Here is a 23,071-nt window from a genome sequence, read left to right on the forward strand (position 1 = left end):
GGTCACGCGGCCGACAACTCGCTGTGCCACGCTCGGGGTGCCCAACGAACCATCTGAGAGGGACACCGATGCGGACCGAGCCAACGGAGCTGTTCGACCTACGCATGAGCGAGGAGGCCCGGCCGCTGTACGACCGCGTCGTCCGCTTCCTCGAGGACATCGTCGCGCCGATGCAGGAGGAGTTCTTCCGGCTGGGCGAGGGCCGCGCCGACCGGTGGTCCTACGCGCCGGGTCAGCTCGAGGTCCTCGAGGGGGCCAAGGACAAGGCCAAGGCGGAGGGTCTGTGGAACTTCTTCCTGCCCAATTCCGAGGTCGGCGGCCTGAGCAACCTCGACTACGCCTACATCGCCGTCGAGCTCGGCAAGTACCCGCTGGGCTCGGAGTCGCTCAACTGCTCGGCTCCGGACACCGGAAACATGGAGGTGCTCGAGCGCGTCGGCACCCCCGAGCAGAAGGCCCGGTGGCTAGAGCCCCTGCTCAACGGGGAGATCCGCTCCGCCTTCGCCATGACCGAGCCCGACGTCGGCAGCTCCGACGCCAAGAACGTCCGGCTCCAGGCGCTGCGGGACGGCGACGACTACGTCCTCAACGGGGAGAAGTACTACATCTCCGGGGCCGGCGACCCGCGCTGCAAGATCATGATCGTCATGTGCCAGACCAACCCGGAAGCGCCTGTGCACCAGCAGCAGTCGCAGATCCTGGTGCCGATGGACACCCCCGGCGTCCAGGTGCTGGAGCCGATGGAGGTCTTCGGCCGCGACGACGCCCCGCACGGCCACATGCGCATCCGCTTCACCGACGTGCGGGTGCCCGCCTCGAACATGCTCCTGGGCGAAGGCCGTGGCTTCGAGATCAGCCAGGTGCGCTTGGGCCCCGGCCGCATCCACCACTGCATGCGCGCCATCGGCCAGGGTGAGAAGGCGCTGGAGCTGATGGTCCGCCGCGGGAAGTTCCGCGAGGCGTTCGGCAAGCCGATCCTGAACCTCGGCAAGAACATGGAGACCGTCTCGCGGGCCCGCATCGAGCTCGACGCCTGCAAGCTCATGGTGCTCAAGGCCGCCAAGGCGATGGACGTGCTCGGCAACGCCCAGGCCCGCGTCTACGTCTCCGCGGTCAAGGCGATGGTGCCGGAGAAGGTGTGCCAGATCATCGACCAGGCCATCCAGATCCACGGCGCCACCGGCGTCTCGCAGTGGACGCCCCTGGCCGGCATGTACGCCAGCCAGCGCACGCTCCGCCTGGCCGACGGCCCCGACGAGGTGCACCACTTCGTCGTCGCCCGTCACGAGGCCGGCCAGTATTCGGAGCCGGCCCCCGGTCGCTCCGAGTCCAACGGCACCGGCGTCTTCGCCGGTCCGTGAGGCGCTAGGTAGCAGAAAGGGCCCGGTCACCGTGGTGACCGGGCCCTTTCGCGTGAGTAGCGGGGGCAGGATTCGAACCTGCGACCTCTGGGTTATGAGCCCAGCGAGCTACCGAGCTGCTCCACCCCGCGGTGGTAGGACAACCGTACCCCAGGTGGACGGGAGGGGACGACGCGGGGTGCACGCCGTCCCCTCCCCCACCGGTCAGCCGCCGGGTGTCGCCGCGCCGTCCGCGGCCGCCTTCGCGTCCTGGTAGGCCCGCACCGCGGCGTCGAGATCGGCCAGCGCCTGGCCCTGAGCTGCGAAGTCGCGGCTCTGCTGAGCGTCGGCGAAGGCGTCGAGCGCGGCGTCGACGTCGGCCAGTGCCGCGTCCACGTCCGGGCTCTCCCCGGGGTCCCCGCCGTCCGGCGCGGGATCCGGCTCCGGGGTGGGCGTGGGCGTCGGGGCGGCGTCCCCCTCGTCCTCAGGTGGAGCACCCTCGCCGTCGCTGTCCCTGGCGACCTCGCCGGCGCCCTCTCCGAAGACCTGGTCGAGTGCTTCCGCCAGGGTGTTGGCGTACCCAATCTGGCCACCGAAGTTGACCAGCACCCGCTGCAGCAGGGGGAAGCCCCCTTCCGACGTGCTCTCCACGTAGAGCGGCTGCACGTAGAGCAGGCCCGCGTCCCCGATCGGTAGCGTCAGCAGGTTGCCGAGCACCGCGTCGGAGTTCTCGCTGTCGAAAAGCGTCAGGTCCCGGCGGATGTCCTGGTTGGCACCGAAGGAGTTCTGCACCTGCGTCGGCCCCAGGAAGGGTGTGTTGCCGGGCAGTTGGAGCACCTGGATGTCCCCGTACGTGCCCGGATCGCTGGACGCGGACAGGAACGCCGACAGGTTCGGCCGCTCGAAGGCGTTGAGCGCGCTGGTCAGCTGGAAGCCTGCCCCCTCCTGCCCCGGCCGCTGGGCGAGGATGTAGTACGGCGGCTGGTCCTCCTGGACCTCCTGGGTCGGGTCGTCCGGGATCTGCCATCGGTCGCTGCCCTCGTAGAACGAGATCGGGTCGTCGACGTGATAGCGGGTCAGGACGTCCCGCTGCACCTTGAACAGGTCCTCGGGGTACCGCAGGTGACTCTCCAGCTCCTCGGACACCTCGCTCTTCGGCTCGACGACCCCCGGGAAGGCCTTCATGTAGGTCCGGAGGACCGGGTCCTTCTCGTCCCACTGGTAGAGGGTGACCGTGCCGTCGTAGGCGTCGACGGTCGCCTTCACCGAGTTGCGGATGTAGTTGAAGGTCTCGTCCGGCAGCGCCGTGGTCCCCGTGCCGGTGAGCGAGTCCGCGGCAGCCTCGCCCAGCTCCATCTGCTCGGCGTAGGGATAGGAATCCGACGTCGTGTAGCCGTCGAGGATCCAGGTGGCGCGGCCGTCGATCACGGCGGGGTACGGGTCGCCGTCGACCTCGAGGAAGGGCGCCGCCTTCTCCACCCGCTCGCGGGGGTCGCGCACGTAGAGGACCTTCGACTCCTCGTTCACCGCGCTGGAGAGCAGGAAGTTCCGCTCCCGGAAGTAGACCGCGAAGGTCAGCTGCCGGAAGAAGCTACCGACCGACACCCCGCCCTCGCCGTCGTAGGTGTTGTTGATCTGCCGGTCCCCGCTCTGGGGCAGATCGGACTCCCGCGGCTCGGCGCCTTCCGGCGCGCCGACGACGGAGTAGTCGTCGATCAGTTCGCCGTAGTAGATCCGGCTCTGCTCCACGGGGATGTTGCCCTCGACGGGCAGGTCACGCGTGGTGAAGTTCGGCTGGCCGCCCTCGGAGCCACCCACGACCTCGTTGGCGGGCGCGGCGACGAAGCCGTGCCCGTGGGTGTAGACGGTGTGCCGGTTTATCCAGGTGCTCTGGTTCTCGGACAGACCCGAGCTGTTGAGCTCGCGGACCGCGACGACGTAGTCCTGAGTCTCCCCGTCGATCGTGTACCGGTCGACGTCGAGCTTCTCCGGGAACCCGTACCAGTTCCGGATCTGCTGGCGTGCGGTGAACGTCTCGGCGAGCACGTTCGGGTCGAGCAGCCGGGCGTTCGGGATGGTCTCGGTGTCGTTGCGCAGGTCCGCCTCGGCCACCTCCGGGTCGACCGCCTCGTCCTCGCCGTCCGTCGTCGTGTCCTGGGCGTAGTCGACGTACTCGATGTCGTCCAGGCCGTAGGCCATGCGGGTCATCTCGATGGCCCGCTCGATGTAGGGCGCCTCGCGCTCGTTGGCGCTGGGCTTGACCACGAACTGCTGCACGATCGCCGGGTAGGCGACGCCGATCACCAGGCTGGTGGCCAGCAGCAGCACGAGCGCCGCGGCGGGCAGCAGGAGGTTGCGGACGACGATGTTGGCGAAGAACGCCACCGCACAGACCGCGGCGACGAAGACCAGGATCGTCTTGGGCACCAGCAGCGCGTTGACGTCGGTGTAGCTGGCGCCGGTGAACACGTCACCGCGGTCGGAGTAGACCAGCCCGTAGCGGTCCAGCCAGTACGCGACCGCCTTGAGCGCCACGAAGACGCCCAGCAGCACCGAGACCTGCACCCGCGCGGCGGCAGTCAGCTTCTGCCCGGGCGTCTGCAGGCGCAGGCCCCCGAACACGTAGTGGGTCACCAGCGAGCCGATCAGCGCCAGGATCGCGATGGCGAAACCGAAGCCGAGCAGCAGCCGGTAGAAGGGGTACTCGAAGACGAAGAAGGACAGGTCGAGCTCGAACTGCGGGTCGGTCTGGCCGAAGTTGGTGCTGTTGCGGAAGGTCAGCCACGTCTCCCAGCTGCCCTGCGCGGCGAAGCCGGCGAACAGCCCGAGGACGACGGCGACGGCGGTCAGCACCAGGCCGGCGCGCGGCTCCAGCGACTGCCGGTAGCGCTCGAGGTTCTGCTGCTCCAGCGACATCGGCCGGAACGTGGGGCGGAACCGGTAGGCCAGGTAGATCGCCAGGGCGGTCAGGCCGCCGGTCGCGACACCGGCCACGGCGAACAGCAGGGCGCGGCTCTGCAGCTCGGTCCAGAAGACCTCGGTGTAGTCGGTCTCGGCGAACCACAGGTAGTCGACGTAGACGTTGGTCAGCGAGCCGATCACGGTGAACAGCACGAGCAGCACGGCGATGGCGCCGAGGACCAGCTTCGCGCGGCGCGACAGCGTCGGCACCGGCACGGGGGGCCGCATGGCCACGAGCGGTCTCCTTAACGTTTCGGGTCGTAGGTGCGGATCCGGCGGGGCGACCACGGCCGCACCACCGACGAGGAGGAGCACCCGACCCTGGGCGCGGTCCCCCGCTCATCCCAGCACAACGCACCAGCGGCGGCGGGGTTCCCGGGTGTCCCGGATACTGACGAGGCCCTTGTCAGCAGCCGGCGGGAGTGCGCCCGGCCCGGAGATCGGCCAGCGCCTCGAGGGCGTCGTCGAGGGTCGCGACCTTCGCCAGCGGGAAGCCGGGGTCCTCGGCGGCCAGTGCCTCCTCGCAGTTGCCTTCGGGCACGAGGAACAGGTCGGCGCCGATCTCTCGGGCGGCGACCATCTTCAGCGGGATGCCGCCGATCGGGCCGACCTCGGCGTCGACGTCGATGGTCCCCGTGCCGGCCACCAGCGCGCCACCGGTCAGGTCCTCGTCCCCCACCAGGTCGAGGATGCCCAGCGTCAGCATCAGGCCGGCCGACGGGCCGCCGACGTCCTCGACCTGGATGTCGATGTCGAACGGCGCGGAGGGCTGTTGCAGGACGCTGACGCCCAGGACCGAGCCCTCACCCTCCTCCGCCGCGCGCGTGGTGACCGTCGTGGTGCCCGGCTCCCCGAGCCGGGTGTAGGCGACCGCCACCTCCGTGCCGGGCGGGATCGACCCGAGCACCGACTCCAGGGCCGCGAAGTCGGGTGTCGGACGCCCGTCCACCGACTCCAGAGCGTCCCCGTCCTGGAGCAGGCCCTCGGACGGCGAGTCCTCCGTGAGGCCCCGCACCACGACCTTCTCCGGGTAGCCCAGGTGACCCAGCGCCACTGTCTCGGCGGCCTGCTCCGAGGTGAGGAAGGCGCGCCGGTTGGCCTGGCGGGTCTCCTCCACGGTGCGGTCGGGCGGGTACACCGACTCCTCGGGGACGACGGCCACCTCGTCGTCGAACCAGCCGCGCACCGCCTGCACCAGGCTCAGCCCGTCGCGCCCCACGCCGACGGTGGTCAGGTTGAGGTTCCCCTCGACCTCGTTCCGCTCGCGGCCCTCGACGGCGATGATCGGCTCGCCGTCGATGTCGCCCAGCGTGTTGTAGGTGGGCCCGGGCACCTGGGCCACGTACGGCACGGGGAGGGTCGTGCCGAGCACGCCGAACAGCACCAGGAAAACGCCACCGGCGGTCAGGACGGCGATGCGACGGGTCACGACCGGCGAGAGTAGGCGACGAAGCTGCTGCCCCGACCGGTCGGACGCTCCCGGCGGGACCCCCGCAGTAGGCCGTCAGCTGCCGGCGAACGCGCCCACCAGCGGGAACGGGGGCGTCTACCGTGGACCCATGAGTGACGTCCCGTTCGGTTTCGGCCTCCCCGGCGACCGCGATCCCGACCGCCGCGAGGGCGGCGGGGGCGACCCGGCGGGCGGTGACCCGTTCGGCCTGGGGGCGCTGTTCGGCGGCATGGCCGGCGGCGGCTCCCCCGAGGACGTCCTGGGCAAGATGCCGCTGTTCGCCGAACTGCAGCGGCTGATGAACTGGTCCGGCGGCCCGGTCAACTGGGACCTCGCCAAGCAGGGCGCCATCAGCCAGCTCGCCGCCGGTCACCAGCCCTCCTCCGACGGCGAGCGCACCGCCGTGGCCGAGGCCCTGCGCCTGGCCGACCTGTGGCTGGACCAGGTGACCGAGATGCCCTCGGGCATCGACCGCACGGCGGCCTGGTCGCGGGTCGAGTGGGTGGAGCAGACCCTGCCGGCCTGGGGTGCGCTGATCGACCCGCTCGCGGAGAAGGTCGTCGCCGCGATGACCAGTGCGCTCCCGCAGGAGGCGGCGATGAGCTTCGGGCCGATCGCCGGGATCATGGGCCGCATGGGCGGCGTCATGTTCGGCGCCCAGGTCGGGTCGGCACTGGGCAAGCTCGCCGACGAGGTCCTCACCAGCACCGACGTCGGCCTGCCGCTCGCCCCGGCCGGCACCGGCGTCCTCGTGCCGCAGAACGTCGCCGCCTTCGCCGCCGGGCTCGACCGCCCCGCCGACGAGGTGCGCCTGTTCCTCGCGCTGCGCGAGGCCGCCGCCCAGCGGCTGTTCGCGCACGTGCCCTGGCTGCGCCAGCAGCTGCAGGACGCCGTCCACGCCTACGCCCGCGGCATCACGATCGACCGCGAGGCCATCGAGCGCGGCATCTCCGAGGCCATGTCCGCCGGCGGCATGGAAGGCCTGGACCCCAGCGACCCGGAGAGCATCCAGCGGCTTCTGGGCAGCGGGGTGCTGGAGCCGGAGGAGACCCCCGAGCAGGCGATGGCGCTGCGCCGCCTCGAGACGCTGCTCGCCCTGGTCGAGGGCTGGATCGACACCGTCGTCGCCGCGGCCGCGAAGGACCGGCTGCCCGGTCACTCCGCGCTCGCCGAGACGATGCGTCGCCGCCGTGCCTCCGGCGGCCCGGCCGAGCAGACCTTCGCCACCCTCGTCGGCCTGCAGCTGCGGCCGCGCCGGCTGCGCGACGCCGCCACCGTGTGGGCGGCGATGACGCAGCAGCACGGCGGAGCGGACCGCGACCGGCTGTGGAACCACCCGGACCTGCTGCCCACGTCGGACGACCTGGACGAGCCGATGGACTTCGTCGCCCGTCAGGGTCAGGGACTGGACGCCGAGCTCGAGGCCCTCACCGAGGGCGACACCGAGCCGGAGAAGCCCGAAGAGGACTAGTCGACGAGGTCGGCGTCCGGCTCCGCCGCGGCGCCGGCTGCTCCGGCGGTGTTGGCCAGCTCGACCCCCTCGAGGAAGCCGCGCGCCCGCTCGGCGCGCGGGTAGCGCGCGACGAGCGCCCAGAAGCGCTCGTCGTGGCCGGGTTCGAGCAGGTGGACCAGCTCGTGGACGAGCACGTAGTCGACGACGTACTCCGGCATCGAGCGCAGGCGGCTGGACAGCCGGATGCTGCGGTCGGCCGGGGTGCAGGAGCCCCAGCGACGCTGCTGGTTGTCCACCCACCGCACGGACGCCGGCTCGGCCAGCCCGTCCAGGTGCGCGGCGGACAGCGCGCGGGCCCGGACCATCAACTCGTCGTCGCCCCCCATGGACCGGCGGCGCCGCTCCTCGCGGGTCTGGAGCTTGGCCACCATCTGCTCCACCCAGCGGCGTTCCTCGGCCGGGCTGAACGCCGCCGGGATGAGCACCACGGTGCGGCCGCTCTCCCGGTAGGCGGTCACGGTGCGCCGGCGCCGGGTGCTGCGGCGGACCTCGACCAGCGACTCGGCATCCCCGGACCCGGGCTGCGCGGCGTCGTCCCCGCCCGCCCGGCGCCGGGCCATGGGCACGGCGCGACCCGCACCCGGAGGTACCGGCGGGACGCCGGAGGACTCGGGGTGTGCGGAGGCGTCGGGGGGCGGTCCGTGCACGGGGGAACCGTAAGCCACTCCCCCGCTCGCGCGCCCGCCCGGAGACACCCTCTCGGGTACAGGTCGCACGACCGGTGGACATGGGCGCGCCCCGGCCGGTGACGCCACGCCCCGACCGGTACGGTCCACAACCCCCGCGGGCGCATCCGTGCAGGTCGGAGCCGGGGGCAGGCGTCACGCCGGCGCGTCGTCCCCGGCTCCGCCCCCCGTCCGCGCACAGGGACACGCCGATGGGTCCCCACGTGCTCCACAACGTTGTCCACAGGCTGTGGGAACCATGCGCGCAGCGGACGGCCGCCGCTGGTATCGGGACGCGCCGACACGGGTAGCGTTCCCGCGCAACGACGCCCGGCGCGCGTGCCGAGGCGCCCCGAGACGAGGAGATCCCGTGGCTGAGAGCTACAACGGCTACTGCGTGAAGTGCAAGGAGAAGCGCGACTTCGACGGCGAGGTCAAGGTCAGCGAGTCCGGCCGTCGCATGGCGCAGGGCACCTGCCCCGTGTGCGGCACCAAGATGAACCGGATCCTCGGCAAGGCCTGAGGAAGGACCCTCCTGCTCCCCACCGCTCGCACGCTCGCGGCGGGCCCCTGCAGGAGGGCCGCTCCATCACTTCACCACGGCGGCGCCCCCTTGCGGGGCGCCGCCGTCGGCGTTCCCGGCCGGCCTGTGGACGGAGGCCCCGCCGCAGCCGTCGGCGCTGTCACGCTCCTCCGGTGAGCGATACGGCCCGTCCCCTGCTCCCGGCCACGGTCCCGTTGCTGCGGGGCGATGCCGACACCCTGCAGATCGGCGGCGTGGACACCGGTGACGGGCTCCTGGTGAGTCCCCACCCGCGCGGGCTGGCTGCCCTGCTGCGGAGCCTGGACGGGCGCCGGGTGCAGCGGGCGGTGCTCGCCGACGCCGCCCGCGAGGGCCTGGACGCCGACGCGGTGACCGCCGTCCTCGACGGGCTGCGCGCCACCTCCCTCCTGGTCGACGTCGACGCCGCCGATCTGCTGGCCACCGACGCCGGGCCGGCCGCCGCCGCCCGCCACGCCGCGGAGAGCCCGCCGACCGACGGGTGGCACGCCCGGCGGACCGCCGTCGTCGTGGTGGACGGCGGCACGCGCGTCGGCACGCCGCTGGCCGCCGTGCTCGCGGCCAGCGGCGTCGGCCGGGTGAGCGTCCGGGACAGCGGCCTCGTGGCCGCGGGCGACGCCGTCGTCGGCGGGGCCACCGCGGCGGACGAGGGACGTCCCCGGTCGGCCGCCGCGGCCGACGCCGTCCGGCGGGCCAGCCCGCTGACCGACCTGCGTCCGGTGACCGACGGCGCCACGCCCGACCTGGTCGTGCTCGCCCGCCCCTGGGCCGCCTCCGACCCCACCGTGGCCGGCTGGTCGCGGGCCGGCGTGCCGCACCTGGTCGCCACCGTGCGAGGCGCCACCGGCGTGGTCGGACCGCTGGTGGTCCCCGGCGTCACCAGCTGCCTGCGCTGCGCCGACCTGCACCGGCGCGACGCGGACCCGCGCTGGCCACAGCTGGCCGCGCAGCTGACCGCCGCCGAGCCACCGCCCAGCGGCGCGACCGTCACCTGCCTGCTCACCGCGGTGACCGCGGCGGTGCAGGTGCTGGCCTACCTCGACGGCAGTGCCGCCCCGATCGCGCTGGATGCGACCCTGGAGCTGTCCCCGCCCGACCTGCTTCCCCGGGTGCGCCGCTGGACGCCGCACCCCGAGTGCGGCTGCGCCCAGCGGGAGGGCCGTGCGACAGGGGACAATGGCCCGTGAGCGCGCTCGCGGGTTCGCCCGAGACGCCTCCGCGCCGCCGCGGAGGCCGGGCACCGCGCCGACGAGGAGGACTAGTGAGCGAGCTTGCGAGCTCACCGACGGCCAGAGCAGTGCCACGAACGCGGCTGACGAGCGCCGGCGAGGAGGACGCGTGAGTGACGACCGACCGGTGATGCCGCGGGGCTCGGTGGGCCGGACCGCACGGCTGGCGTCCCTCCCCCTGGGGGCCGCGGGCCGGGCCACCCTCGGGTTGGGCAAGCGATTGTCCGGCCAGTCCGCGGACGCGGTCTCGGCGGAGCTGCAGCAGCGCACCGCCGAGCAGCTCTTCGCCGTGCTCGGCCAGCTCAAGGGCGGGGCCATGAAGCTGGGCCAGACGCTCTCGGTCTTCGAGGCGGCGGTGCCGGAGGAGATGGCCGCCCCCTACCGCGAGGCACTGGTGAAGCTCCAGGAGGAGGCGCCGCCGATGCCGGTGCGCACCGTCCACGCGGTGCTCGCCCAGCAGCTCGGCGGCACCTGGCGCCAGCGCTTCCAGGAGTTCGACGACCAGCCGGCCGCCGCGGCCAGCATCGGTCAGGTGCACCGGGCCACCTGGCGGGACGGCCGGGACGTCGCCGTGAAGATCCAGTACCCGGGCGCGGCCACCGCGCTGATGTCCGACCTCAACCAGCTCAGCCGCTTCGCGCGGCTGTTCGCCGTCCTCTTCCCGGGGATGGACGTCAAGCCGCTCATCGCCGAACTCAAGGCCCGGGTGGTCGAGGAGCTGGACTACAGCCTGGAAGCCGACTCGCAGCGCGGGTTCTCCGCCGCGTTCGCCGACGACCCGCAGATCGTCGTCCCCCGGGTGGTCGCCAGCGCGCCCAAGGTCATCGTCTCGGAGTGGCTCGAGGGCACGCCGCTGTCGCGGATCATCGCCACCGGCACCCGGGAGCAGCGCGACCGCGCGGGCCTGCTCATGGCGGTGCTGCACTTCTCCGCTCCCCAACGAGCCGGGCTGCTGCACGCCGATCCGCACCCCGGCAACTTCCGCCTGCTTGCCGACGGGCGGCTCGGGGTCATCGACTTCGGGGCGACGGCGCGGCTGCCCGACGGCCACCCGGAGCCGATCGGCCGGCTGCTGCGCTGGGCCCTGGAGGGCAAGGCGGAGGAGGTGCTGGCCGATCTGCGCGCCGAGGGCTTCGTGCTGCCGACGGCGCAGATCGACGCGCAGGGCGTGCACGACTTCCTGCGGCCCATGCTCGACCCGATCGCGGAGCCGCGGTTCCACTTCACCCGCGCCTGGATGCAGGAGCAGGCGGCCCGGATCGCCGATCCGCGCCTGGAGGCCAGCCGGCTCGGGCGGCAGCTCAACCTGCCGCCGGCCTACCTGCTCATCCACCGGGTGACGATCGGGTCCATCGGGGTGCTGTGCCAGCTCGACGCCGAAGGCGCATTCCGCGGCGTGCTCGAGGAGTGGCTCCCGGGCTTCAGCGGTTGATGCCGGAATCCCCCTGTCGCGCCGAGTGGGGCCCGGAGGGTCCCGCGCAGGCGTGACGGACGCGCTCGGCGCAACAGGGGGACGGCCATTGGCCGCGGTGCGGTACGGAGGACCGCGATGTGCTCAGTAGACCGACGCGCTGAGGCGGGCGGCGCGACGCACCGCTCGCTCCGCGCGGCGGGCCGCCTTGCGCGCCCGGTACAGCCGGTGGGCGCGGGAGGCGGCCATCGCCTCCTCCTGCATCTCGCGCATCCGGCTGTGGGCCAGTGCGTGCTCGTACCCGTGCATGATCGGTTCCTCGGTTCTCGTTGCTGGGATGGACGCCCCCGCCGCACGGACGGGGGCGGACTGCTCTGCGGTGCTCATGCGGCGGTCACCTTCCGGGGACGGCCACGGGGACGCTTGCGGGCGATGACCACCCCGCGGTCGAAGATCTCGCCGCCCCAGACGCCCCACGGCTCACCGCGGTCCAGGGCGCCGGCGAGGCAGGCATCCCGGAGCGGGCAATCCGTGCACAGCGCCTTGGCCTGCTCGAGGACGGTCGGGCTCTCGGCGAACCAGAGCTCGGGGTCCTCCTCGCGGCAGGGGACGGGGCGCCGCACCGGCGCCGGGGACAGCGGTGGCGTCGGCCACCGGCGGGGTGGGTGGGGTCCGTACGGCGGCGTCGCGCCACCGGTCCCGGACAGGCCGGTCCGGTGGTGGGTCGTCGCGCGCTCGATCGTGTGCGGCACTGCCGCTCCTCCTCGTGCTCGTCGTCTGACGGCCGGCGGTGGCCCGCCGACCGAAGTCGGGGCCGGGTGCCGCGGAGAAACGAAGAGGCCGCGGATCCCGGTTCGGGTTCCGCGGCCTCGAGGAGGACCGACGAGCGGTTAGCTCTGCGGTCTCCCCGGGGGGTGGATCCCGAGGGTGGTGCCGTTGTTGTCGATGTCGGTCTTGTCAGCGCTGGTGCTCAGCGGGGAGGCGACGGCGAGTGCCTGCAGGAAGGACTCGCGGACGACGCCGGGCTCATCGATCGGGCGCAGACGGGCTGCCATGGGCAGACCGGTCTCCCGGATCGGAGCCGCGACGGGCGCCATGAGGACCGAGGCGCCGTCGACGACGGAGGAGCAGGCGTACGGGGACATACCGAGGCGGCCCGGGCCGGAGAACCCGGCGGGGGCGTCGGTCCACGTCGTGCTGTTCACGTCCACCCCTCCTTCCGGGTCGCGAGCTCGGCCGGACGGCCGTGCTCGGGCTGGGTGCAGCTCGTGTGGTTCAGGACACTAGGGCGGCGGCTCGGACGAGGTCAAACGAATTAACGAGATCTCCCTGAACTGCGTGAACGCGCCGGTCAGGACCCCGCGCCGGGCGTGCGAGGCGGGGGGTGGAGGTGGTTCCTGCTCAGCCCGTGACGGCGGCGAGCACGTCTTCGCCGTAGAGCTCCAGCTTGCGCGAGCCGATGCCCGGCAGCGCCGAGAGCTCGCGCAGGTTCGCCGGCCGCGTCTCGGCGATGGCCTGCAGTGTCGCGTCGGTGAAGACGACGTAGGCCGGCACGGACTGCGCCTGCGCGGCCTGGCTGCGCCAGGCACGCAGCCGTTCGAACAGCTCGCCGGCCTCACCCTCGAGCACGACCTTGGGCCGTTTGGTGGCCTTGCGGGCCAGCGGCGCGGTCGGACCGGAGTCCGGTGCCAGGCCGGTGAGGAACCGGCTGCGCGGCCGCGCCCGCTTGGCGCCGGGGTTGCGGGCCAGCGACCACGACAGGGTCAGCTGCTCGCGGGCGCGGGTGACCGCGACGTACAGCAGCCGCCGCTCCTCCTCGACCGCCTCGGGTCGGGCCAGCGACTGGGCGATGGGCAGCACGCCGTCCACCAGTCCGACGACGAAGACGACGTCCCACTCCAGCCCCTTGGCCGCGTGCATCGAGGCGAGCGTGACGCCCTGGACCGTCGGTGCGTGCTGCGCGTCGGCCCGCTGGGCCAGGTGGGTCACGAAGCCGGGCAGGTCCAGCGACGGGTTCTCCGCGACGAGGTCGACGGCGAGGTCGACCAGCGCGGCGAGTGACTGCCAGCGGTCGCGGGCCGCTCCCCCGGCGGGCGGGCGGTGCTCGACCCAGCCGGTGGAGGCCAGGACGTCGCGGACCGTGGGCACGAGCATGCCGGGCTCGCTGCCACCGGCGGCGGCCCCACGCAGGAGCAGCACCGCCTCCCGTACCTCGGGACGCTCGAAGAAGCGCTCGCCGCCCCGGAGGACGTACGGCACGCCGACGTCGGCCAGCGCCGACTCGTACACCTGCGACTGGGCGTTGATGCGGAACAGCACGGCGATCTCGCTGGCCGGCGTGCCCTCGTCGATCAGCGCTTTGCAGCGGGCCGCGACGGCGGCGGCCTCGGCCGGCTCGTCGGCGTGCTCGACGAACTTCGGCTCGGCCGCGTCGGCCCGCTGACCCAGCAGCCGCAGGCCCGGCAGGCCCTTGCGCCGCGCGGCCATGCCGATCAGCCGGTTGGCCAGGCCGACCACCTGGGGCGTGGAGCGGTAGTCGCGCTCGAGCTTGACCACCTCGCTGTCGGGATAGCGGTCGGCGAAGCCCAGCAGGTAGTCGGGGTCGGCGCCGGTGAACGAGTAGATGGTCTGGTTGGGGTCGCCGACGACGCAGACCTCGGCCCGGCCGCCGAGCCACGCGTCGAGCAGCCGTTGCTGCAGCGGGTTGACGTCCTGGTACTCGTCGACCACGAAGTGCCGGTACTGGTCGCGGACCGTCCGGGCGACGTCGGGGTGCCCCTCGAGCGCGTAGGCGGTGACCAGCAGCAGGTCCTCGAAGTCCAGCGCGCCGTCGCGCTCCTTGGCCTGCTCGTAGCTGGCGTAGACGGCGGCGACGGCGGCGGCCTCGAACGGGGGCTCGCGGCCGGCGGTCTTCGCCCGGGCCGGGTAGTCCTCCGGGGTCGCCAGGGTGGTCTTGGCCCACTCGATCTCGCTGGCGAGGTCCCTCAGGCTCGTCCGGTCGGTGGTGAGCCGGTTGCGCGCGGCCGCCGTCGCCACCACGCGCAGCTTGTTCTCGATCAGCGGCGGCATGGGGCCGCCCAGCACCCGGGGCGCGAAGTAGCGCAGCTGCCGCATGGCGGCGGCGTGGAAGGTGCGGGCCTGCACGCCCCCGACGTCGAGGGCCTGGAGACGGGTGCGCAGCTCGCCGGCGGCCCGGGCGGTGAACGTCACCGCCAGGACCTGCTCGGGCACGTAGACCCCCGTGTGCACGCCGTAGGCGATCCGGTGGGTGATCGTGCGGGTCTTGCCGGTGCCCGCGCCGGCCAGGATGCAGACCGGGCCGGTCACGGCCTGCGCGGCAGCGCGCTGCTCCTCGTCGAGTCCGGCGAGGACGTCCTCCGCACGGGACCCCGTTCGGGTGGCCGCACTCATCGGGTCCTCGTCCGTGTCACGTGCCGATCCTCCCAGCCGCCACCGACGTCGTGGGGAAGCATCCCCAGGACGGCCGCGTTGATCCGGGCACACCGCGCGGTACGCCCTCTCGGGGGGTGGACCCGCCAGGAACTAGCAGGGAGACTCCACCTCGATGACCACCACCCCCGGCACCGACGTGACGATGTACACCACCACGTGGTGCGGCTACTGCGTGCGGCTGAAGAAGCTCATGCAGATGGAGGGCATCGGCTTCGCCGAGGTCGACATCGAGACCGACCCGGCCGCCGCCGACCTCGTGGCCAACGCCAACGGCGGGAACCGCACCGTGCCCACGTTGATCTTCACCGACGGCACCGCGCTGACCAACCCCAGCATCGATCAGGTCAAGGCGCAGCTCGCCGCGGCCGCGGGGGCGTGACGCACCCGTGATCCCCGGTCCCCGCCCCTCGGACGGGCAGTCGCGCCCTTCCCCGGGGACGGGTGACCCGGTCGTCCCGGCCACCGACGCCGTTCCGGCACCCGTGGCCCTGACCCGCACCCCCGGTGGCTGGGTGGTCCGCTCCGCGGCCGGCGGCGACCCCGTCGGCGACGTCGTCGAGGGCATGTCGCTGGCCGACCTCATCGCGGAGGAGTTCGGCGCGCTGCCCGAGCCCGACCGCTCGGCCCGCCGCTCCGCCCGCGGGACCGTCCTCCCGCCCGGGGCGGCGCCGGAGCTGGACGAGAGCGCCCTGCGGATCGCCGCGCTCGAGCGCACGGTGACCCAGCTCGAGCACGCACTGGCCGCGCGGGTGACCACCGAGCGGGCCATCGGGGTGCTGGCCGAGCGCCATGCGCTGAGCGCCCGCGCCGCCTTCGAGGAGCTGCGCCGGAACGCGCGCTCGCAGGGTCGGCCCGTCGCCGAGCTGGCCCGAGCCGTGCTGGACGGCCTGGCGGCGGACGCCCCGCCGGCAGCAGCGGTCGCGGCGGACGGCCGGTCCTGACCTCACCCGTCCCGCTCTGCCCTGCTGCGCTGGCCGACCGGCTCGCCGCGCTGTTGGCCGATCTGCCCCCGGAACCGGGCGCCACCGCCCTGCGCGTGGCCGTCGACGGTCCCGAGCTCGCCGCACCCGAGGTCCTCGCCGGGGCGGTCGCCGAGCTGCTGCCGGCCCGCGGGCGGAGCGCCGTCGTCGTCCCTGCCGACGGCTTCTACCGCCCGGCCTCGCTGCGGCTGGAGCACGGCCGCACCGACCCCGACGCCCGCTACACCGACTGGCTCGACGCCGGCGCCCTCACCCGTGAGGTGCTGGCACCGTTGGGCCCGGGCGGATCCGGGCGCTACCTGCCGCAGCTGTGGGACCTGGCCCGCGACCGCGCCGTGCGCGCCGATCGGCAGCCCGGGCCGGCCGGCGGCGTCCTGCTCGTGCCGGGAGCGCTGTTGCAGGGCATCGGGCTGCCCTTCGACGTCGTGGTCCACCTGCGGGTCGGACCGGCCGCGCGCCGTCGGCGCACGCCGACCGACCAGGCGTGGGCGCTGCCGGCCTTCGACCGCTACGACGACGAGGTCGACCCGGTCGCCCTCGCCGACGCCGTCGTGCTGGCCGACCACCCCGACCGACCGGCCCTCGTGCTGGGCGGCCGCTGGAGCTGATTCAGTCGTCGAACTCGCCGGCGAGCCAGCGGTCGATGATGTTCCGCGCGATGGAGACCGCCGGGGGCAGGGCGGAGAGCCCGTCCCCCTCCAGCAGCTGCTCGCGGGAGAACCAGTGCGCCTCCTCGATCTCGTCCGGGTCCAGGACGAGTTCGCCGGCGTCCTCCGCGCGGGCCACGAAGCCGAGCATCAGCGACTGCGGGAAGGGCCACGGCTGGCTGCCCACGTAGCGCACGTCGGTGACCCGCAGCCCTACCTCTTCGGCGACCTCGCGGACGACGGCGGCCTCGGCGGACTCCCCCGGCTCGACGAACCCGGCGAGGATCGAGTACCGGCCGGGCGGCCAGATCGCCTGCCGGCCCAGCACGAGGCGGCCGGCGCCGTCGTGGACGAGCATGATCACGGCCGGGTCCGTCCGCGGGAAGATGTCCATCCCCGTCGACGTGTCGCGCTGCACCCAGCCGGCTCGCTCGATGGTGGTCGGTGCGCCGGTCAGCGGGCTGAAGCGGTTGCGCTCGTGCCACTCGATGATGCCGATGGCCTGCACGAGCAGCCCGGCGTCCCGGTCGCCCAGGACGGTGCCCAGGTCGCGGAGACCGGACCAGGAGTCGACCGGCTGCCCGCTCACGGCGAGCGCCCGCTCGCCGCGGACGGCGGCGTAGGGGACGCCGTCGGCCTCGCCGAGGAAGATCGCGCCGGTGGGCAGCTCGGGCCGCTCGTCCCACAGCAGCTGCGGACCGTCGGGTGCCTCCCGGACCGGCACGGTCCGCTGGATGTCGACGGTGAGCACCCGGACGGGGCGCCCGCCGGTGGGGTCGGGCAGTGCGCGGGCCAGGTGCGCCCGGTCGTGGGCGACCCGGGAGAGCACCGGCACGGACCCGGACGACGGCGTCGCGCCGTCCGGCCACGGCGTCGCCGGCCCCTTCATGCGGTCCGGGTCTCCGGTGGAGGGGGCGGTCACGCGTCGCCGTCCCGTCGGACGGTGAGCGGGCCCAGCGCGGCCAGCTGGGCCTCGGCCACCTCGGCGTCGCCGACGACGACGGCGGTGAGGGCCCCTGGGGCGAGGTGGCGGCGGGAGACCTCCTGCACCTGGTCGACGGTGACGGCCGCCAGCGCCTGCTGGTGCTCGGCCAGCCAGCCGACCGGGAGACCCGCGCCGACCAGCGCGGACAGCGTGCTGGCCAGGCCGGCGTGGGTCGCCGTCGACAGCGCCATGCTGCCCAGGACGTAGCGGCGGGCGGCGTCCAGCTCGGCCTCGGTGACCGGGGTCAGCGCCATGCGGCCGAGCTCGTACACCGTCTCCATCAGCGCCGGGCCGGTCACCTCGGTGGCGACGTCGGCCTCGACCAGGAAGGACGCCGCACCCGCCTGGTGCTCCACGGAGCTGCGCGGGCTGTAGCTGTAGCCGCGCCGCTCCCGGATGTTCTCGACCAGCCGCGAGGAGAAGTAGCCGCCGAACACCATCGCGGCCAGCCGGACCGCGGCCAGGTCGGGGTCGGTACGCGTGGGCGCGGGTCCGCCCAGCCGGATGTTGGACTGCACGGCGCCGGGCCGGTCGACGAGCTCGAGCACCGGGGCGTGCAGCGAGGTGGCCGGGGCCGACTCCTCGGCGGTGCCGCTCCCGGTCCAGCCGGTCAGGGCCTCGGCGACGGCGTCGGTCGCGGCCGCCGGGTCGAGATCGCCGACGAGCACCAGCGTGCTGCCGGCGGGCAGCACCCGGTCGACGTGCAGCCGGCGCAGGTCCTCGTCGGTGATGGCCGCGACCAGCGCGGGGTCGGGCAGCGAGATGGCGTACGGGTGGCCGGCGTAGCGGCGGGCGCTGAGCGCCGCGCGGGCCAGGACCGAGGGCTGCGACAGGGCGATGCTGATCCGCTCCGCCAGCCGGTCGCGCTCGCCCTCGACGCCGTCGGCCGGGTAGGTGGCCGAGGTGAGCAGCTCCGCGAGCACCCCGAGGACGGGACGCAGGCCGCCGGGCAGCAGCGTCGTGCCGAACAGCAGCCGGTCGCTGTCGGACGAGACCGACATCTCCGCGCCGTGGCCCTGCAGCAACTGCGCGATGCCGGTCTGGTCGTGCGACGCGGTGCCGAGGAGCACCGCGCCGGACAGGACGGACGCCGCCGCGGTGTGCCCCTCGGCGGAGCCGACGCTCGACGCGGCGAACGGCACGCGGAGCCGCAGCTCGATGAGCGGCACGCCGGGGCGCGGCACGACGACCACGCGCAGGCCGTTGGCGAGGGTGGTCTCCGCGGCGGCCGGGACCGGCTGCGGCCGGGGCTCGCCCAGCGGCGGGATCAGGGAGAGGTCCAGCGCGGCGCTCACGCCCGGCCTCCTGCCGGGCGCAGCTCCAGCATCGCGACCGTGCCGGGATCCAGCCCCCGGGCCGCGGCCTGCACCTGCTCGGGGGTGACGGCGGCGAGCCGGGCGGCGAGCTCACCGGCCAGCTCGGCCCGCCCGTGGACCAGCTCGGCGGCGGCGAACGCCAGCGTGCGGCCCAGGACGGAGTCGGCCTGCCGCAGCAGCTGCGCCTCGGTGCGCGCCTGCACGCGGCGCAGCTCGTCGGCCGGGACGCCGTCGCTGCCGATCCGCGCGATCTCCTCGTGCACGGCGGCGGTGACCCGCTCGACCGGGACGCCGGCCGGGTGGTGCACCTGGGTGGTGAGCAACGTGGCGTCACGGACGTCGAACGGGTCGCCGAACAGTCCGACGTAGCTGCTCTGCGCGATGGCGGTGCGGTCGTCGTGGATCAGCCGGCGCTCCAGGCGCGAGGCGTCGCCCTCGCTGAGCAGCTCGGCCAACAGCACCGTGCCGAGGTACTCGTCGAAGTTCGCGACCGGGTCGGGCACCCGCCAGCCGAGAGCCACGGCCGGGGCGGTGGCCAGCCGGTCCTCGACGACCACCGAGCGCACCGACGTCGGCATCGGCTCCCCGGTCCGCGGGGTGGGCGGCACCTCGCGGGCGGCGACGGGCCCGAACCAGCGCTGGACGAGCCGTTCGGTCTCGGCGACGTCGAGGTCACCGCCGATGCAGAGGACGGCGTTGCCCGGGGCGTAGTAGGTGGAGAAGAAGTCGGTGGCGTCGTCGACGGTCGAGGACTCCAGGTCGACGAAGGAGCCGTAGCCGTCGTGCGTGTTGGCGAAGCTCTCGAACGCGACCTGCGGCAGCTGCAGCCAGGGGAAGGCGCCGTAGGGCCGGTTGAGCACGTTGACCCGGATCTCCTCCTTCACCACGTCGATCTGGTTGCGGAGGTTCTCCTCGGTGATGGCCGGGGCGGCCATGCGGTCGGCCTCGAGGAAGAGGGCCCGCTCGAGCGCCTCGGCCGGCAGCGCCTCGAAGTAGTTCGTGTAGTCCTGGTGGGTCGAGCCGTTGAACGTGCCGCCGGCGGCCTGCACCAGGCGGGCGTGCTCCATCTTCGGCACGTGCGCCGACCCCTGGAACATGAGGTGCTCGAAGAGATGGGCGAAACCCGTGCGCCCCTCGGGCTCGTTGCGCATCCCGACGTCGTAGAAGACGCTCACCGCGACCACGGGCACGCTGCGGTCGGGGGCCAGGACGACGCGCAGCCCGTTGTCCAGCGTGAACCGCTCGACCGGGTGCCTCAGGGTCAGTGCGGTTCCGGCTGCTGTCACGCTGCCGACCCTACGACGGTGCGGCCGTGCGGACCGGTTGCGGGGCCCGGAGGGCTCCCGACCGGGACACGAGGATGCGCTCAGCCCGACCGGGGAGCGGCTGGTGGGCGCGGTGCGATCCGGAGGATCGCGGTCTCAGAGGACGTCGACGGCCTGGATGAGCTGGTCGATGACGCCGTAGAGCTCGGCGTGGGTGTTGGGGATGGAGATGTAGAGCAGCGCCGGGGCGGGCCGGCCGACGTCGATGAGCAGCAGCGCGGCCCGCTCGCCCGAGGCGTCGTAGCCCTCGACGTCCCAGGAGAGCTGGAACTCGAGCAGGTGCGCGGCGCTGCCGTCGACGGTGAGCGCCTCGTCGCGCATGATCCGGCGCTCGTTGGGGTCCGGGTAGTAGTTGAGCCGCACGCTGTCGGCCAGCGCGCTCACCGTGGTGGGCAGGCTGCCGGGGCCGGCCCACCCGTAGCTCTCGGCCACCGGGCCGGAGGTGACCTGCGCGATGAACCGGGTGCCGTCGGGCGTGAGCTCCTGGGTGGTGAAGTACTGGCCGGCGACGGTGGTCGTCTCCACCATGCCGAGGGCGTCGAACTCCGACCAGCCGGTGCCCAGGTAGGGGTAGGCGATCCCCGCCGACTCGTCGACGATCCGCACGGTCCCCGGCGGGAACGCCGGCCCGGAGGGCGGCTGACCCGCCGAGGACGGCTCGCGCGCGGCGACGTCGTCGTCCCCTCCCCCCGTGCCGACGACCAGTGCCAGCACGACGGCGATGACGACACCCAGCACCCCGGCGACGATCCAGGCCGCGCGGCGGGGCCGGACCGGGTCCCGGTCGGGCTCGATCGTCCACGGGGCCCGCTCCGGTGCGGCCGGCCGCTGGGGCGCCAGGACCGGGGACTGCTGGACGGCGACCCCCGGACCGGTCGGCGTGGCGACGTCGGACCACGCGGACCCGCTCCACCAGCGCACCATCCCCGGCGTGCCGTCGGGGTCGGCGTACCAGCCCGGCGGCGGGGTGGGCTGCCCGGACGAGGTCACGCTCCAACCCTAGGCCGCCCGCGTAGCGTGCCGGGAGCTCATCCAGGGAAGGACGCATCGTGGACGTCGTGCCGGCAGCCGCTGCCGTGGTCGACCGGCTGCGCGCGGCCGGGTGCGTCTTCGCCGAGGACGAGGCGGCCCTGCTGCTGGCGGCCGCCGCGGACGCCGACGACCTCGCGGCGCTGGTCGGGCGCCGCGTCGCCGGTGAACCCCTGGAGCAGCTGCTGGGCTGGGCGGCGTTCGACGGCCTGCGCATCGCGCTGGCCCCGGGGGTGTTCGTCCCGCGCGTGCGGTCGGAGTTCCTCGCCGAGCGGGCCGCGGCGGCCGCCCGGCCGGGGTCGCTGGTCCTGGACCTGTGCTGCGGCTCCGGCGCTCTGGGTGCGGCCGTGGCCGCCCGGATGCCGGGGATCGAGCTGCACGCCGCCGACCTGGACCCCGCCGCGGTGGCCTGCGCGCGGGGCAACCTGCCCGGCGCGACCGTGCACGAGGGCGACCTGTTCGACGCCCTGCCGACGACGCTGCGCGGGCGGATCGACGTCCTGGTGTCGAACGTCCCCTACGTCCCGACGTCCGCGCTCGCGCTGATGCCTCCCGAGGCGCGCGACCACGAGCCCCGGCTGGCGCTCGACGGCGGGCACGACGGCCTGGTCGTGGCCCGCCGCGTCCTGGCCGCCGCACCGGCCTGGCTGGCACCGGGCGGCACCGTCCTCTTCGAGACGAGCGAGGCCCAGGTGCCCGCGGCGCTGGCGGCGGTGTCCGCCGCCGGGCTGGCCGCGACAGCGGACACCGACGACGAGCGCGGGGCGACGGTCGTCAGCGGCCGGCGCTAGCCGCGTCGCAGCGTCGCGAGCTCCCGCCAGAGGTGGGCGGCGGCCTCGGCGCCCCGCTCGAGCATGCGCAGGAGCACCCGCTCGTTGGGCGAGTGGATGCGGTCGGTCGGCAGGCCGATGCCCAGGAACACCAGTGGCGCGCCCAGCCCCTCCGCGAGGTCGGCCTCGGGGCCGCTGCCGCCCTCGCGGGTCAGCAGCACGTCCTCGGGGGCGGTGTCGAACGCCTGCCCGATGGCGCGCAGGAGAGCCTCCATCGCCGGGGAGTCCAGGTCGCTCGCGCAGGGTGCGACGCCGCCGGGCGGGGTGTGCACCTCCGCGACGATGCCCTCGGGGAGGTTCTCGTCGACCCAGGCCTGCACCATGGCGCCGATCTGCTCCGGCCGCTGGTCGGAGACCAGCCGGAAGGTGATCTTGGCGTGCGCCTCGGCCGGGATGATCGTCTTGTGCCCGGGGCCGGTGTAGCCGCCCCACATGCCGTTCACCTCGGCGGTGGGCCGGGCGCCGGTGCGCTCCAGGGTGCTGTAGCCGGCCTCGCCGTACGTGGTGCGGGAGGCCGCCGGGCCCGCCAGCCAGGCCTGCTCGTCGAAGGGCACCCGGCCCATGAGGTCCCGCTCGCGGTCGGACAGCGGGCGCACCGCGTCGTAGAAGCCCGGGAGGGTGACCCGCCCCTGGTCGTCGTGCAACGTCGCGATCAGCTCGGCCAGGGCGTGCAGCGGGTTGGGCACCGCGCCGCCGAACGAGCCGGAGTGCAGGTCGACGGCCGGTCCGCGCAGGGTGATCTCGGCGTCGGCCAGTCCGCGCATCGCGGTGACCGCGCTGGGCACGTCGGGTGCGGCCATGCCGGTGTCGCTGACCACGACGACGTCGCAGTCGAGCCGGTCGCGGCGCTCCCGCAGCAGCGCGGCGAAGTGCGGCGACCCGGACTCCTCCTCCCCCTCGACCAGCACCTTGACGGTGACGGCGGGGGTGCCGCGACCGGTGGCCGCGAGGTGGGCGCGCAGCCCGAGCAGGTGGACGATCAGGACGCCCTTGTCGTCGCTGGCGCCGCGGCCGTGCAGCTCGGGGCCGTCCGGACCGTCCACGCGCGTGGGCTCGAACGGCGGGTGCACCCACAGCTCCGGCGGGTCCACCGGCTGGACGTCGTGGTGCCCGTAGACCAGCGCCACCGGTGCGTCCGGGTCGGCGCTGGGCCACTCGGCGTAGACGGCGGGGGCACCGGGGGTCGGCCAGATCTCCACGGTCGGGAAGCCGGTGCGGCGCAACGCCTCGGCCAGCCACTCGGCGCTGGCCGCGACATCGGCGGCGTGCGCGGGGTCGGCCGAGATCGACGGGATGCGCAGCCACGCGTCGAGGTCGGCATGCAGGTCGTCGATGTGGGCGGAGACGAACTCGCGTTCCGGACTCGTTGTCACGG

21 protein-coding genes and 1 tRNA gene are annotated in these 23,071 nt (G+C 74.0%); 9 read left to right on the top strand and 13 right to left on the bottom strand.

Translation table 11 applies throughout. The annotated features are described in order from the left end of the window. Positions 1–104: 104 nt before the first annotated feature. Positions 105–1,361, top strand: coding sequence for an acyl-CoA dehydrogenase family protein (locus tag BLS70_RS08055; RefSeq protein ID WP_255362312.1), 1,257 nt, complete (start codon positions 105–107; stop codon positions 1,359–1,361). 57 nt (positions 1,362–1,418) lie between these two features. Here BLS70_RS08055 and BLS70_RS08060 read toward each other — a convergent pair. From BLS70_RS08060 to BLS70_RS08070, 3 genes are all read right to left on the bottom strand, one after another. Next, positions 1,419–1,492 (bottom strand) — tRNA-Met (locus tag BLS70_RS08060). Positions 1,493–1,565: 73 nt separating this feature from the next. Continuing rightward, positions 1,566–4,529 (bottom strand): UPF0182 family membrane protein, encoded by a 2,964-nt coding sequence (locus BLS70_RS08065; RefSeq protein ID WP_255362339.1) that lies wholly within the window; start codon positions 4,527–4,529, stop codon positions 1,566–1,568. 178 nt (positions 4,530–4,707) lie between these two features. After that, positions 4,708–5,730 carry a YlbL family protein gene (locus BLS70_RS08070; protein ID WP_143030364.1) on the bottom strand — a complete coding sequence of 341 codons (1,023 nt, stop codon included), beginning with the start codon at positions 5,728–5,730 and terminating at the stop codon, positions 4,708–4,710. Positions 5,731–5,860: 130 nt separating this feature from the next. Between BLS70_RS08070 and BLS70_RS08075 the strand changes: the two genes are divergently transcribed. Beyond that, on the top strand, positions 5,861–7,222 hold the full coding sequence (locus BLS70_RS08075; RefSeq protein WP_091765597.1) for a zinc-dependent metalloprotease: 1,362 nt from the start codon (positions 5,861–5,863) through the stop codon (positions 7,220–7,222). Here BLS70_RS08075 and BLS70_RS08080 read toward each other — a convergent pair. Then, positions 7,219–7,911 (bottom strand): M48 metallopeptidase family protein, encoded by a 693-nt coding sequence (locus BLS70_RS08080; RefSeq protein ID WP_255362313.1) that lies wholly within the window; start codon positions 7,909–7,911, stop codon positions 7,219–7,221. The genes BLS70_RS08075 and BLS70_RS08080 overlap by 4 nt on opposite strands. Positions 7,912–8,299: 388 nt before the next feature. Between BLS70_RS08080 and BLS70_RS20735 the strand changes: the two genes are divergently transcribed. The 3 genes from BLS70_RS20735 to BLS70_RS08090 all read left to right on the top strand — a co-directional run bounded on the left by BLS70_RS20735 (position 8,300) and on the right by BLS70_RS08090 (position 11,152). Next, positions 8,300–8,452, top strand: a complete 153-nt coding sequence (locus tag BLS70_RS20735) for a DUF5679 domain-containing protein (protein WP_012950213.1) — start codon at positions 8,300–8,302, stop codon at positions 8,450–8,452. A gap of 173 nt (positions 8,453–8,625) precedes the next feature. After that, a complete protein-coding gene (locus BLS70_RS08085) occupies positions 8,626–9,678 on the top strand; it encodes a ThiF family adenylyltransferase (protein ID WP_091765600.1) in 1,053 nt (350 codons plus the stop codon). Between the two features lie 151 nt (positions 9,679–9,829). Then, positions 9,830–11,152, top strand: coding sequence for an ABC1 kinase family protein (locus BLS70_RS08090; RefSeq protein ID WP_218122328.1), 1,323 nt, complete (start codon positions 9,830–9,832; stop codon positions 11,150–11,152). A gap of 123 nt (positions 11,153–11,275) precedes the next feature. Here the strand turns inward: BLS70_RS08090 and BLS70_RS20440 are convergent, their stop codons facing one another. The 4 genes from BLS70_RS20440 to BLS70_RS08105 all read right to left on the bottom strand — a co-directional run bounded on the left by BLS70_RS20440 (position 11,276) and on the right by BLS70_RS08105 (position 14,542). Then, entirely contained in the window at positions 11,276–11,518 is a 243-nt protein-coding gene (locus BLS70_RS20440; protein WP_143030365.1) for a hypothetical protein, read from the bottom strand. Continuing rightward, positions 11,515–11,883 carry a WhiB family transcriptional regulator gene (locus BLS70_RS08095; protein ID WP_218122329.1) on the bottom strand — a complete coding sequence of 123 codons (369 nt, stop codon included), beginning with the start codon at positions 11,881–11,883 and terminating at the stop codon, positions 11,515–11,517. The genes BLS70_RS20440 and BLS70_RS08095 overlap by 4 nt, the downstream gene beginning before the upstream one ends. Before the next feature lie 138 nt (positions 11,884–12,021). Next, positions 12,022–12,336: a hypothetical protein gene (locus tag BLS70_RS08100; protein ID WP_143030366.1), complete on the bottom strand. Its 315-nt coding sequence runs from the start codon at positions 12,334–12,336 to the stop codon at positions 12,022–12,024. Between the two features lie 196 nt (positions 12,337–12,532). Further along, positions 12,533–14,542: an ATP-dependent helicase gene (locus tag BLS70_RS08105; protein WP_091765607.1), complete on the bottom strand. Its 2,010-nt coding sequence runs from the start codon at positions 14,540–14,542 to the stop codon at positions 12,533–12,535. 154 nt (positions 14,543–14,696) lie between these two features. Here BLS70_RS08105 and BLS70_RS08110 point away from each other — a divergent pair, with 154 nt between their 5' ends. From BLS70_RS08110 to BLS70_RS08120, 3 genes are all read left to right on the top strand, one after another. Then, a complete protein-coding gene (locus BLS70_RS08110) occupies positions 14,697–14,963 on the top strand; it encodes a mycoredoxin (protein ID WP_091765609.1) in 267 nt (88 codons plus the stop codon). 7 nt (positions 14,964–14,970) lie between these two features. Beyond that, positions 14,971–15,525 (top strand): ANTAR domain-containing protein, encoded by a 555-nt coding sequence (locus BLS70_RS08115; protein WP_255362314.1) that lies wholly within the window; start codon positions 14,971–14,973, stop codon positions 15,523–15,525. 95 nt (positions 15,526–15,620) lie between these two features. Then, positions 15,621–16,172 (top strand): nucleoside/nucleotide kinase family protein, encoded by a 552-nt coding sequence (locus BLS70_RS08120; RefSeq protein ID WP_218122330.1) that lies wholly within the window; start codon positions 15,621–15,623, stop codon positions 16,170–16,172. Position 16,173: 1 nt separating this feature from the next. On the opposite strand, the gene nudC is transcribed toward BLS70_RS08120, so the two are convergent. The 4 genes from nudC to BLS70_RS08140 form a co-directional block, all read right to left on the bottom strand. Beyond that, the gene (gene nudC, locus BLS70_RS08125) at positions 16,174–17,133 is read right to left on the bottom strand and encodes an NAD(+) diphosphatase (protein WP_255362315.1); all 960 of its coding nucleotides are present in this window, start codon (positions 17,131–17,133) and stop codon (positions 16,174–16,176) included. Next, positions 17,130–18,491, bottom strand: a complete 1,362-nt coding sequence (locus tag BLS70_RS08130; protein WP_091765615.1) for a M16 family metallopeptidase — start codon at positions 18,489–18,491, stop codon at positions 17,130–17,132. Before BLS70_RS08130 ends, nudC begins: the two co-directional genes overlap by 4 nt. Continuing rightward, a complete protein-coding gene (locus BLS70_RS08135; protein ID WP_091765618.1) occupies positions 18,488–19,798 on the bottom strand; it encodes a M16 family metallopeptidase in 1,311 nt (436 codons plus the stop codon). The genes BLS70_RS08130 and BLS70_RS08135 overlap by 4 nt, the downstream gene beginning before the upstream one ends. A gap of 135 nt (positions 19,799–19,933) precedes the next feature. Beyond that, on the bottom strand, positions 19,934–20,827 hold the full coding sequence (locus BLS70_RS08140; RefSeq protein WP_255362316.1) for a DUF2510 domain-containing protein: 894 nt from the start codon (positions 20,825–20,827) through the stop codon (positions 19,934–19,936). Positions 20,828–20,886: 59 nt separating this feature from the next. On the opposite strand from BLS70_RS08140, the gene BLS70_RS08145 reads away from it, so the two are divergent. Further along, positions 20,887–21,657: a putative protein N(5)-glutamine methyltransferase gene (locus tag BLS70_RS08145; protein ID WP_255362317.1), complete on the top strand. Its 771-nt coding sequence runs from the start codon at positions 20,887–20,889 to the stop codon at positions 21,655–21,657. On the opposite strand, the gene BLS70_RS08150 is transcribed toward BLS70_RS08145, so the two are convergent. Next, positions 21,654–23,069 (bottom strand): M20/M25/M40 family metallo-hydrolase, encoded by a 1,416-nt coding sequence (locus BLS70_RS08150; RefSeq protein ID WP_091765621.1) that lies wholly within the window; start codon positions 23,067–23,069, stop codon positions 21,654–21,656. The genes BLS70_RS08145 and BLS70_RS08150 overlap by 4 nt on opposite strands. Positions 23,070–23,071: the final 2 nt, after the last annotated feature.

The sequence above is a fragment of the Blastococcus aurantiacus genome (assembly GCF_900102425.1).
Lineage (GTDB): Bacteria > Actinomycetota > Actinomycetes > Mycobacteriales > Geodermatophilaceae > Blastococcus > Blastococcus aurantiacus.

Bases quoted from the DNA above. Each gene is read 5' to 3' on its own strand.
- BLS70_RS08055 (WP_255362312.1), top strand. From the start codon at position 105: ATGAGCGAGGAGGCCCGGCCGCTGTACGACCGCGTCGTCCGCTTCCTC.
- BLS70_RS08065 (WP_255362339.1), bottom strand. From the start codon at position 4,529: ATGCGGCCCCCCGTGCCGGTGCCGACGCTGTCGCGCCGCGCGAAGCTG.
- BLS70_RS08075 (WP_091765597.1), top strand. From the start codon at position 5,861: ATGAGTGACGTCCCGTTCGGTTTCGGCCTCCCCGGCGACCGCGATCCC.
- BLS70_RS20440 (WP_143030365.1), bottom strand. From the start codon at position 11,518: ATGAGCACCGCAGAGCAGTCCGCCCCCGTCCGTGCGGCGGGGGCGTCC.
- BLS70_RS08105 (WP_091765607.1), bottom strand. From the start codon at position 14,542: ATGAGTGCGGCCACCCGAACGGGGTCCCGTGCGGAGGACGTCCTCGCC.
- BLS70_RS08110 (WP_091765609.1), top strand. From the start codon at position 14,697: ATGACCACCACCCCCGGCACCGACGTGACGATGTACACCACCACGTGG.